The sequence below is a fragment of the Pseudoalteromonas sp. DY56-GL79 genome (assembly GCF_041414765.1).
In the GTDB taxonomy this organism is placed as follows: Bacteria; Pseudomonadota; Gammaproteobacteria; order Enterobacterales; family Alteromonadaceae; genus Pseudoalteromonas; species Pseudoalteromonas piscicida.
On the sequence record NZ_JANHZS010000010.1, the window covers coordinates 126,855 to 138,795 of the forward strand.

The 11,941-nt window shown below is 42.9% G+C and carries 11 protein-coding genes; 3 read left to right on the forward strand and 8 right to left on the reverse strand.

All coding sequences use genetic code 11. The features are described from left to right. The first annotated feature begins 106 nt into the window (after positions 1 to 106). The 3 genes from NO992_RS09225 (at position 107) to NO992_RS09235 (ending at position 1,741) form a co-directional block, all read left to right on the forward strand. The gene (locus NO992_RS09225) at positions 107 to 967 is read left to right on the forward strand and encodes a YicC/YloC family endoribonuclease (RefSeq protein ID WP_130164792.1); all 861 of its coding nucleotides are present in this window, start codon (positions 107 to 109) and stop codon (positions 965 to 967) included. Positions 968 to 1,211: 244 nt separating this feature from the next. Next, the gene (locus tag NO992_RS09230) at positions 1,212 to 1,442 is read left to right on the forward strand and encodes a hypothetical protein (protein WP_371376317.1); all 231 of its coding nucleotides are present in this window, start codon (positions 1,212 to 1,214) and stop codon (positions 1,440 to 1,442) included. Further along, the gene (locus tag NO992_RS09235; RefSeq protein ID WP_371376319.1) at positions 1,436 to 1,741 is read left to right on the forward strand and encodes a type II toxin-antitoxin system RelE/ParE family toxin; all 306 of its coding nucleotides are present in this window, start codon (positions 1,436 to 1,438) and stop codon (positions 1,739 to 1,741) included. Before NO992_RS09230 ends, NO992_RS09235 begins: the two co-directional genes overlap by 7 nt. Positions 1,742 to 1,765: 24 nt before the next feature. Here the strand turns inward: NO992_RS09235 and NO992_RS09240 are convergent, their stop codons facing one another. From NO992_RS09240 to NO992_RS09275, 8 genes are all read right to left on the reverse strand, one after another. Next, positions 1,766 to 4,321 (reverse strand): DUF2357 domain-containing protein, encoded by a 2,556-nt coding sequence (locus NO992_RS09240; protein WP_371376322.1) that lies wholly within the window; start codon positions 4,319 to 4,321, stop codon positions 1,766 to 1,768. Positions 4,322 to 4,348: 27 nt separating this feature from the next. Beyond that, a complete protein-coding gene (locus NO992_RS09245) occupies positions 4,349 to 6,289 on the reverse strand; it encodes an McrB family protein (protein WP_371376325.1) in 1,941 nt (646 codons plus the stop codon). 13 nt (positions 6,290 to 6,302) lie between these two features. Beyond that, entirely contained in the window at positions 6,303 to 7,553 is a 1,251-nt protein-coding gene (locus NO992_RS09250; protein WP_371376328.1) for a DNA cytosine methyltransferase, read from the reverse strand. After that, entirely contained in the window at positions 7,543 to 7,875 is a 333-nt protein-coding gene (locus tag NO992_RS09255) for a MarR family transcriptional regulator (RefSeq protein ID WP_371376332.1), read from the reverse strand. The genes NO992_RS09250 and NO992_RS09255 overlap by 11 nt, the downstream gene beginning before the upstream one ends. Before the next feature lie 362 nt (positions 7,876 to 8,237). Continuing rightward, positions 8,238 to 8,447 (reverse strand): hypothetical protein, encoded by a 210-nt coding sequence (locus NO992_RS09260; RefSeq protein ID WP_371376335.1) that lies wholly within the window; start codon positions 8,445 to 8,447, stop codon positions 8,238 to 8,240. A gap of 357 nt (positions 8,448 to 8,804) precedes the next feature. Then, positions 8,805 to 9,923 (reverse strand): hypothetical protein, encoded by a 1,119-nt coding sequence (locus NO992_RS09265; protein ID WP_371376338.1) that lies wholly within the window; start codon positions 9,921 to 9,923, stop codon positions 8,805 to 8,807. 48 nt (positions 9,924 to 9,971) lie between these two features. Further along, complete coding sequence (locus NO992_RS09270; protein ID WP_371376341.1) at positions 9,972 to 11,321, reverse strand: type II toxin-antitoxin system HipA family toxin; 1,350 nt, start codon at positions 11,319 to 11,321, stop codon at positions 9,972 to 9,974. After that, entirely contained in the window at positions 11,311 to 11,601 is a 291-nt protein-coding gene (locus tag NO992_RS09275; protein WP_010605716.1) for a helix-turn-helix transcriptional regulator, read from the reverse strand. The genes NO992_RS09270 and NO992_RS09275 overlap by 11 nt, the downstream gene beginning before the upstream one ends. Positions 11,602 to 11,941 lie beyond the last annotated feature (340 nt).

An 11,941-nucleotide genomic window follows, 5' to 3' on the forward strand; every position in this document is an offset into this window, starting at 1 on the left:
TAGAGACTATGCCACGCGATCCGACTAAAAATAAAATTCACTTTAGGGCTGTGCGGAAATTCGGCTATAATGCCCCGGTTAAACCAAGCTAATTTAGGGACTTTATATGATCCATAGTATGACCGCCTACGCCCGCAAAGAAGTGAAAGGTGACTGGGGCACTGGGGTTTGGGAAATTCGTTCAGTGAATCAACGCTACCTCGAAACCTTTATCCGCGCACCAGAACAATTTAGAGGCTTAGAGCCAGTAATACGTGAACGCCTGCGTAAACACTTACAACGCGGCAAAGTTGAAGTATTCCTAAAGTTCACCGCAAATCCTGCGCACGTTGGCCAACTAACCGTCAACGAATCGCTTGCAAAGCAACTTGTTGAAAGCGCCAAGTGGCTACAATCACAAAGCGGCGGTGATATCAATCCTGTAGATATTCTACGCTGGCCTGGCGTAATGGAAGCAGAAGAAGTCGATTTAGACACCGTAAACAGCGAACTGTTAGGTGGCTTTGATGAGCTAATAGAAGACTTTAAAGCTGCACGAGCAAGTGAAGGCGAAAACCTAGAAACCATGCTCACCACTCGTCTTGAAGGTATTCTAGAGCAAGTTGCCATCGTTGAAGGCTACATGCCTGAAGTCACTAAGTGGCAACGTGAAAAACTTTCACAAAAGTTAGAAGAACTAAAAACCGACATTGACGAAGGTCGCCTAGAGCAAGAGCTGATTTACCTTGCGCAAAAGCAAGATGTTGCAGAAGAACTCGACCGCCTCAAGTCACACGTCAAAGAAACCCACAAAATCCTCAAAAAAGGAGGCGCTTGTGGCCGTCGTTTAGACTTTATGATGCAAGAATTCAACCGCGAATCTAACACCCTAGCCTCAAAGTCAATCAACAGCGACATCACCAACGCCGCCGTTGAACTTAAAGTTCTAATTGAGCAAATGCGCGAGCAGATCCAAAATATTGAGTAATGTTCACTAGCGTTCACAAAAACTCTTAAGACATTGAAAAACCTCGCTTTATATCGGGGTTTTGTTTTATTACCAAAATAACTAAACGCGTTACAAATACACAATTCAGGTTCTTATAATGTTTTTCTAAATGCTGAGCCAGTAAACAACCGCTATCTAATCTTAAGCTGTTTACTAACTGACCATTTGACTTTGACCAATTTCTGATACAATAGAAGTAGACTTATTTTTAAGAGTAGACAGTATGACTATTACTCTCCACGGTAACGTTGCCGAGCTTGTACAAACTGAAGCTAATAACTCAGGGTTTCAGTCGCCTGAAGATCTTATCTTCGAGGCCGTTTCAGAGTACGTAAAAAAGCGCATTGATTCGGATATCGAACAAGGTCTTCAAGATGTGGCTAATGGTGATATGGTTGAGCTTGATGCTGGCAATATCTCACAGGTACTTTCTAAACCTGCATCTCAATGGTAAAAGTACTATTAACCCACAAAGCCAAAACCGACCTTGAATCGATCGAATGTTTCATAGCTGAAGACAACCCAGCTAGAGCCAGAAGTTTTTGTGAAGAGTTCTTGTACAGAGCAGTTGAAAACTTAGCTACATTCCCATGCTCTCACCCGCTCTACAACAAAGAAAAGAATATCAGGCGCTTTGTTTACCGAGACTACAACTTGTACTATCAATACGACACGTCAAAAAACAGTGTGTATATCCTGCATATACTCCACGCCTCGGTATTTCAAAATATGTTGTTGCGCAATTCAAAATGAAAAAAACGACTTCGTTAAGTTATTTCATTCGAGCGCCTTCTCATAAACTGATTTAGCATCAGATAAGTATGTATTTTTCTCAAGTTGCCGCATTGTTGTGATCTTTATAGAATGCCTGAAAGTTCCAAATTCATCTGGCCGATAATTTACTGTTTGTTTAAATGAAAAAGGTTTACCTAATTCAAATAAAATATATTGCTCATCAGAATTACTTTTCTGCCCTGTGATTGACGGATCAATGTCGCTTCTCGGTAAATACTGAACATTTCTTACTGGCCAAAGAGTTGAAATATCATGGCTGCTATTGTGATTTGGTATGAGAGCTAAATATCTAACTTCATCGATAACATGCGCGTCAAACTTTAACTGAAATGTTGCAACTGGCAGGTGATAAAAGTGTAATTCCTCATTTTTAAACTTCTCAAAGCAATCTATGAATCTGTCATTATATTTACCCAATGCCACTGTCATCGTCAAATCAGGGTACAGTACTTGGCGCATACCGTAATAAGGTATGCGTGCAGCTTCTTGTACGTAGAGCCTTTCCGCCATGCCTGCTACGGGATACATGGCTTCATTGCCTTGCCCAGTTTGTATATTCGGTGCTGTGCCAATTTGCGCTTGCAAGAACGCTAGCAACCACTGGTGACCGGAATAACTGCTCTTAGTCTGGGTAGGATCTGTTTGACTAAGTTCGTTTTGGCTAGACCTATTTTGACTAGGCTCATCTTGGCTAGGTAACAGGGCAAATGCCCCAATACCCACTTCTTCTATCGCGGCTGCGTAAGGGTTAGGGTTTGTAGCTTGATCAAAAAAGCCTGGGTATAAAGCAAACGCACCAAAAACAGGACGGCTTTTTTTAGCAGGTTGGCCAGCGTTTCCACTTGATGATTCATGTCCGTGAGGTTCTGATAAACGAATGAGAGCATCACGATAACGGTGCATTTGGTTAATGGCATCGTCTGGTACGTAATCGGTACTTTCAATATCTTCATTACTGTCATCAAAGCGGTTTTTCTCGGTTTTAATGCGGTATTTAGCATCAAAAAGCCAAATAAACTGCTTTTCTTCTGCTGAGTCTGCTTTTGTTAAATGAGCACTTTTAGGCAGTGTCACTTCCAACACAATATCCGGCTCTTGGTTCACTAAGTACGAGCGGATTGATTTTCCTTTTTTAGTAAATTTCGGCTCGTGTGCCAGCCGAGCGGTCACACCATCGCTGCGTTTAAAACGAAAGGCTCCAGCAAAACCATCTTTTAGTTGGTACTCAAAAAAGTCATTCTGGGCGAGCTTAGTCGCCCCGTTTTCCACCAATTCAAAGCCGAGATCCTGCTCTAAAATCTGTTTCAAACACAAAAAGCACCACACTTCGTAAATCTCAGCCACCGACTTCATTGAAATGCTCGACTGATTGCCAAACACATCTAAATAAAATTTCAGCTCCTGCCAAACACCATACACCCCGCTGTAACCGGTTTTTTGCTGTAGTACTAACGACTCGCGGTTTAACCCTGTGTATGCGCCAACCTCTTTTAAGAAACTCTGACCTAACACTTTTTGCAGCGGTTGTTGCCAACTATGTAGCTCATTTAAAAATGAATCCGACAACCGTTGCCTTTCTGGTGCTTGGTTACTTTGCCTAAGCTTTTGTTCAAACTCCGCTAATTGCCGCTTACTTTTACTCACCGCCATTTTGATAAAACGGTTTTCTGGGGTATCGACACTAAGTTGCTTTTTTTCGACCGCATAGCGTTTATCGTACTGGCCATTAGCAAAGTCTTGTTTGACTTGCTCCGCTAACTTATGAGGCAAACGGCCTTTTAATTTGGCCGCTTTGATATTGGCTACCGTCGGTTGCAAACGGCTATGTGGTGCGGCACAAATCACTTTTAAGCCTTGCTCAAAACGCTTCCGCAACGCGGCAAAATTAGCCAACCACATAAGTGGAAAATGCCCGCGCTGCTGGCTAGTCGCTGCATCTTGCTCGGTCTTTTCGGCCAAACTAAAGCGCCAAAGAGGGTAAATTTTGTCGATGGCTTGGTACATGGCGGGCAAGTCTTCGTGCAGTGCCATTTTGGTTGGCAACACTTCAAAGGCAATATGCTGAGTCTGTGTTTTGCCATTAAGCTCAAACGTGAGTGGCAAACGCAACCAACCCACATCATTGCCGGTATTAATGGTGCCGGTTAAACGCGCATTTAAGCCATCTTCACTCGGAGTAAATATAAATGCATCGCAAACAGTCTTAGAGCGGTGATTTAGGCTTGCCCATTGTACTTTTTGAAGAAAAATCCACTCTACTTGATACAGTGTGTTCTCAAAAAAAATAGGGAAGTCTAAATTGATCTGATCTGTGTGGTTAAGGTCCTCTACTGCATTCAAAAATGAGCATGAACCATCGACAAAGCCTCGTGGTTGCTCGCTAAGCTTTATTGCAGGAGCAACTCTTACGAAAACATTAGAATGAGTAAATTGGCGAATAACTAACGTTTTATTTAAGGTTCGGCTTCGGCCTTCAATCGATGCAGCTTTGACGGTAAATAAAAATTCGTCTGTTTTTAGCCTTAATAATTCTGGCATGCGCTCCCCCTCCTTGAAGCCAATTGTTTATGGCCAGAAACTGGTGAAAGTGGCACTGGCTAATCGCTCGCTCATCCACTGCAATTTAGCTTTTGAACGGCAAGGTATGCGAAGCACTTTCTCCTCATCAGTAGCACCATCGGCCACGATTTTCTCAAGATACAAGTCAGGGCGTTGAACGGTTTTATCTGATTCTGACGTCATCCAAATTGGGGCTAACTGAGCAGCCAGAACAGTATTAAGTTCGGCCAACAATGCTTTTCCATTTGATGTAGTCAGTTTGTCGGTATCGCCTTCGATGCGAGGCAGAACCTTACACATCATAAAGTCGTCCCACACCGCTTTTAGGGTCAGGTCATCTTGTGGCTGGCTGCTGGTCACCGCGAGGAGCAGTTCATTAAGCGCACGGAACGCTAATTCAAACGGTGTATTTTTTAGCACTGCATTAACAGCCGATAAAAACGTTAGAGTTTTAGCGCCATCCGCATCAAAGGTATTGGCTAAATCCGCTTTACAGGCGTTTGACCAAATAGGATAACTAAGGCGCTTATTGCAATTTTTCGGAGTTCCAAAATCAAAAAACTCATCAAACTTATTTGGGAAAAACGCACCAAAATCAAAGCTCAGCGCTCGGTCAATCACCTTGCGCGAAAAGCCATGAGTGGTTTCATCCATATTCACTGTGCCTGCAACAATCAGATTAAACGGAATACTTAAACCATATTGGCAAACTAATTGCCAAAGCTCGTCATAATTTTTATTTTCACTGTTATCAAAGCCTAGCGCTTTACGTAGCTTTTCTGTATCAGCGACTTCTTCAATAGTGGCGGGTTTTAATAGCGCATCACAGCTGTAGGTAAAGCTATCCCCTGTCCAACACCATTCGCGAGTTTCCAGTACTGATAAATAATCAGCAAAATACTGCTCAACAGGAGCGAGGTTCATTTCATCCAAACACAACCAGTAAGGTAATACCTGTTTAAGTACATTACGCTCACCTGATACCACTAAGCGTTTACCTAGGTCTTCACTCTCTTGCATTTCAACGGTTAAGCCGCTGTCAGCAATAGCACGCCAAGCTTTGGCGATAAACTTCAATACATCAGTGGTGATGTATTCGGCAGGGCCATTTAAGCGCGAGATATAGCCAAGCAAATCACTAGGCTCATGCCAGTCAGGCCGTACTGAGGTTAAACAATAGGTTTCTGTAAACTGTCCAGAGGTTTTCGCTTGTTCACGTACAAAGCGGGTTTTACCTGTACCTGAGATGCCAGCGAGAAGAAGGAATGGTTTGGATAAAGCAATCGCATTAACTATATCATCACGTCTAACTGGGAGATTTGGTATTTTAGCCAAGCTATATGCGTCATAAACACTTTTATATGTGTTTGGGTTTTGGCAAAGATCATAAACAAGACGTCCAAATACACTAGAGGATGCATCTGGCAAATTAATTTCCTTTAAAATAACAGAACCAAAGCAATCTCTAGAACCTCTCGGCTTGCCTTGATCATTAATCAGTCGCTTTGAGCCTAACCTAAATGTAGCATCATCTTTGTCCAAAAATTTTGAAAACAGTTCCAAATCATGCTCTGAACTAAAGTGTTTCAATAAATCTTGGTTTGCATTAATATTTCTTTTTATCTGCTCACAGTTACCTAAAAGTGAATTGGCATAAGGTCTTAATTTTTCGTATATTTCAAAATACTTAAACAACTCACTTGCAAACTCATACATTTCACTAGCAAAAACAAAATACTGATTAGGAATCAAAGCATAATTTGCAGGTTTGTCATCAGACTCTTTATCTGTAATTGCAAATGAAGTGTAGGTATCAAAACCATATCCAATAGAGCCAAGTTGTTGCTGCAAAACATTCTTTTGCACTGTAGTTAATTTATAGTCAAAAAGTTTGGAATTATTAACCAAAGGTTGTTCCAACTGTATCTCATTAAGCCTTCTTAACATGTTATTCCTTTATTCAAATATATGAAACGATACGTTTTGCTAAAGCTCTAATTACATCAACAGTAACGCTATTTCCAAATTGTTTATAAGCCTGTACTTTTGAAGCGCTTGGTTCAAATTCATCTGGGAACCCTTGTAATCTCGCTGCCTCTCTTGGGCTAATCTTCCGAGGATTTTTTCCAACCTGCTCAATCAATACTTCGCTACCATCTTTGTAATATCGTGCTGAGATAGTATTGGTGTAGGGGGATTCTTCCGTTACTAAGCCAAAACCAAAGCCTTTACCATTTTTTTTGTTTTCAATTTTTCGACGTTGATGACCTTCCCATAATCTATCTGAAATAGTTAATTTAGGATCTGGGCTTTCCTCAAGCTTATCACCAACTTTAACTTCAATTCCTAGTGGTTTTGGATACTCAAAATTTTTAACTTCGCCATCACGCCATAAAACGATGTATATTCGTTGTCTATTCTGCGGTATTCCAAAGTCCACTGATTTAAGCACCATTTCTTTGGCTAAGGTTTGAATTTCTTTTGTAGAACCATGCTCAATAACACTTTTAGGAATATTACAGCTATATCCCATTTTGGTTAGCGTTTTTAAAATAACCTTGAGCGTATAGCCTTTATCATGGCTAATTAAACCTTTCACATTTTCAAGCAGAGCAAACTTAGGCTTTTTCGTTTCTAGAATATTGGCTATGTCATGAAATAGCGTACCACGGGTATCTTCAATCCCTAGTTTAAGGCCTGCATGCGAAAATGGTTGGCATGGGAACCCAGCCAAAAGAACGTCATGATCAGGAATTTCATTCGCGGGGATCTTTGTAATATCGCCAAATGGAACCTCGCCATGATTATTTTTATAGGTTTGCTGAGCATGCTTATCAAATTCAGAAGAAAAAACACATATGCCGCCATTTTGTTGAAAACCGAGTCGAACTCCACCGATCCCTGCGAATAAGTCGATAAAACGAAACTTAGCGTCAAAATCAGGCTTTAGCTTTAAAGCACCGAATACCTCATTAAAGAACGCATCTCTCGTTGTGTATAAACCATTTTGCTGTAGCAGGCTGATTACACGCTCTTTGAGCTGTTCTGGCTTGCTGACTTCTGGATTACAGTAAAACTGGCTATCAGTCGAGATGGCATGTAACCATTGATCAATTACCGCTTCAACGTCACTGTCTTGTGGCACATGCTCGAGTGCTAAGGGCTTAATAATTTCTTCTGCTTGTAGAAGGACGTTGGTTTTATTGTTCATTATTAACTACTACTAAAAATTCTTGATGGGTGACGGTAGGGCGAAGCATGTTTTTTGTACTTTGCATTTCAACCAAGTTGTACTTGCCCAATGTTTTTAATGTTCTCGACACATTACTGACCGCTCGACCTGTGAGCATGGCCAGCTCAGTGACCGATTGCGGCTGTTGTTCGGCGATTACTTTTAACAACTGCTGGTTTTCTTTCGACAGCACATTGGCCACCGATTTCAGCGAATCGAACCAGATATCAACGGGGTAATCGGGGTCAGGCGTTTGCCCTTTAATGCCAATCACGCAACGCGATTGTTTTGCGTTTTTCATTGCTTACTCGCATTTCTTTACTCACATAACCTACTCGAATCGCTTGCTCACACTCTCAACTCTTTATTAAGCCAGCGAATGTGTAAAGCAGCGTTTGAAAAATCAAAAGACTGTATGCTTATACATAAGCCTCGCATCTTATCAACTACTGATAATATCGCAAGGATATTTTCCGTTTAGGACGATTACAAGCCCCGTGCTCAGTAAGCACACAACCAGTACTCTAGCGGTCTTGTCAGCTTTAGACTTTAAACCTCGTCCAGTTCTTGGGTTTACTGGTGGTACACGGCAGGCGACAAGCCTACACGGGATTCATCGCCTCGCTAGTCATCCAAGATGCTGCATTTGCCACCTTGTCTATTTCAAAGCAAGTGCGTTTCGGGTAGGCTGACTTTGCGCTGTGGGCGGTTGCCATCGGGGATTAGATAGCCTGCGGCCATTAGTGCTTTAGCAGCGCGATCTGGGCTGAGGCCTTCGGTGGCTTCACGCCGGCTGGTTGGGTAAAACAGGTAGAGGGTGTGTGGGCCGGTAGTATCGAGCCAACCTGCGCCAGAATTGACATAATGACCCAAGTGATAAATACCGTGTGGGCAGGATTGGTGTGTGACTAAGTGGCGTGAATTAAGGCTTTGCCCATACTGCCCCCAAAGCCCAAGAGGTAAGTGCCAACAACCTTATCAAAAAAGAGAAAGCCTTTCTCAACTAGAACGAACACCACCACACTTTTATGCGCGATAAAGTGTGCAATGCAAGTTGAGTACTCGTCTATGCGTTTTACCGAACGGGGAAATTCAGCAGTTAGAGGTCTACACACAGTGACTTCATAGGTAAAAATTTGTAAACCTAAATGCGGCATTCAAGCTTTCAACCAATCAAAACTGAATGATATTTTTTACTCACGTCATTTGGCCGATCTATAGCCTCATCGTTTAAAGCAAATCACTCAAGCGATTTAACAATGCTTTACGGCTATTATTCGCCACAACAAAGCGCTTAAAGCGTTGTTCAAACGCCGCTTCACCCACTTTGAACTGATAGGCCTCACACAGCTGATGCAGATAGCGTGATGCCGCATCGTAACCACTGGCGCAAGTTCGATCCGCTTGCTCTTGTGCTTGCTGCCAGTAGTGCTCACGCCGATTGTAAACATCCGTCAACGCTTTTTCTTTTTCTGCTTTTTCGATGGCTAATTTTTTTGCGAGAGCTGTGGCTTGCTCTTGCTGTAATTGACTTTGCGCTTGCTCAATGAAAGGGGAAACTACCTCGGGGGTTAACCAGTATTGATAGATCTCATCTGTGTTAGCAGGTTCTTTTCGCGTCAGCGCTAAAGCTTGGTGACGGGTAAGCTGGCCCTGCTCAAACAACATGCGTAATAACGTGTCTTTCTCTGCTTCTGAGAGGCTATGGAGCCATGTATCAAACTGAAACTGGGTTTGTTTGGCTTGGTGACTGGGTTGTGCGTTCAGCACCATGGCGAGTGCCTTAACCAATGTTAAAGGAATATCATACAGCGCTGCAAACGCCAGCTCCTCTTCACTGAGGTGCTCAAAATCGAATTGAACTAACGGCACTCGCTCGACGTCATCATTAAAATCAAACGCTTTGAGCCACATAAAGTACACAAGGCGCCAATCCCCTTGCATTAACCCGCTGCGTAAAGCGGCTAAATGCTGGAAAAAGTCGTCAGCATGCTCATCGTCAAAATACTCGTCATACTCCTCAAGGGAAAAGATCAGCAACTGCCACTCATCGTTTTCGTGAACATGAAGCCCATCGCTTGAAAAGCCAAGTAAAGCTTCAGGGAGCGTTCCTGCTGGTAGCTTGATGTAGGCATCGATTGAGCCCCAATCGGCATAGTAAAAACCGATATCAAAGTATTTTAACATCAGCTCAAAAGGCTCTGCCTTTAGATCACTGTAGGTGTAATACACCTGAAAAGACGTAGCGCTGATCTCGGCACGGCTTGAAATGGCTCTGAGTGCTTGACGTGCTTTAGCATCTAAATACCCATCCAGACGCTCAAATTTATAGTATTGATATTCGCTCACGATGACCTTGCTATGTATTTTTTGTGAATTGAAAAGTTTGTTTTACTGTCATTGAAAAAGCGCTGCATTTTCTTGTTTGCGCTGCTCCAGTGTTTTAGTAATCGCAGATGCTGTCGTTTTACTGATCCCTTGCTGCTGTGCAAGATAAGTAAATTGACTGATGGCTTCTGCAACTTCTTCAATGACTTGCCTTGCATCATGCCAACTCCCATAACCAGCACTGATCGCTAGTTTTTGCATCACCTTAAGCGGTGGCGCTTTGCCATAACCTCCGAACGCAGTGGCATGCTCGTTAAATGGATGTGGGCTGTAGGTAACATCGTAAAAAGGTGCAGGATTCCATTGACCATCATCCACTTGCAAAAATGCCCAGTTTTTACTGTGGTCGTCTTGATTAGACGACAGCAGGTTAAAAACGGCACGGCGAAATTGCAGTTGTCCAGCCGCTGGCGATTTACACAACTGACGGCTGGCTTTAATTAAATCAATGTAATCTAAACTTGGCGTTCTAAAGTCTGCATCCAGCAGCCCGCAAGCGCTGTGCATATGCAGGCGACCTGAACTGCGATTGCCGCTTAAATTGGTCTGCTCCGTGACATAATCAAAACGCTTAAGCGCCAACCAGGCAGACGCACCGCTTGTAGTTGGTGCTTCAATGAGTTGCCATTGCGGCGGTTGACACTTAGCAAGTTCTGCCATTTGTAAATAAACCGCCTCACACAAACCTTCTTCATGGCCGAGCGCGAGATTCTTCGAGGTAAATTTAATCAGCCAAGCCTCATCTCTAGGCTGAGCAAAGGTTCGACAATGCTGAGTTTCCCCAGCAGGCATATAAATCTGCGCTTTTGGCCTTGCCCCACCCGAACTACCACCCGCGACTAATGCAGCCAGCACCTGCTGAGTATGTCCATCTAACTCATCGTGATTATCATCCATATAATCTGACATTGAAGAATCGAACAGCGTTTGCGCTTCTAAGCCTAAAGTAGCTAAATCAATGTCAGCGTTCGTCGTGGTTGAAAACTCAGACACCGGAGAAAAAGACAGCGCTCCCATGCCTTTATCACCGACAAAGGCTAACCTATCCATCGCCGTTAATAGATTAGGCAGGATGCCCCTTTGCCGGAAAATACGATCTTGCAACAGCATGCCCCAGCCATCGGGCAAACAATCTCCAAATACGCCATGTACACCTTGATGCGGCGCTTTTGGTGCGACTTGAACTTGTGTGCTCGACTGCAAAGTAAAAGGTGATAAATTGCCAAACTGCTGCAAATAGCTGTCTGCATACTGAAAAAAAACGCCTTGCCGATTCTGTGCCAAGACCCCTACAGCAACCTGCTCGCCTGAGCTTAACATACGAGTTACCATGAGTTTTTGGATGGGTTTAAAACTCATCTTTTAGCACCTCATCAATACTCGTGGGTATAGCAGCGCGTTCTTTGCTAGGCTGTGTGAGCTGATAAAGCCTATCCAATGAATCGAGGGTCTGCCATAGCAACAGCAATTGGCGAAATGAAATTTGCCCGGTCAACTCAAACTTCTTAATGGTGGCAGCAGGTACACAGCTTCGCTCAGCCAATGCAGATCGTGACAGTTTTGCCTGCTTTCGTAACTCACGCAAATAAGCCGCATAAGCTTGGCTTACATCGGTATCATCAAGTAAGGTAAAATTCATCCGCAAAGACCAAATGGATACAGTTATATCTATTATAGCGAAATAATAGCAGAAAGTGGACACTATTGTATCCATAAATAAAGTGTTGAAAAATCACTCGATAAAGCCCTTCAAAACTTCTATTTTTAAGTCCTAACAGCAGCATAAAAACGGCACTGTTTTTCCGTAGTCATAGCTTCGAGCACCACTAAGATTTAGTAAAAGCCATAGACAAGTGGTGGGCAGTTTGGTGAGAAAACAGGCATTTTTGAGCGGTTTTTTCGGTAAGTTTTTGAGTTTTTAAATGTTTAGATTGCCACTCAATGAGCAAATTCAAAAAATATATTGAATAAAGCTCACT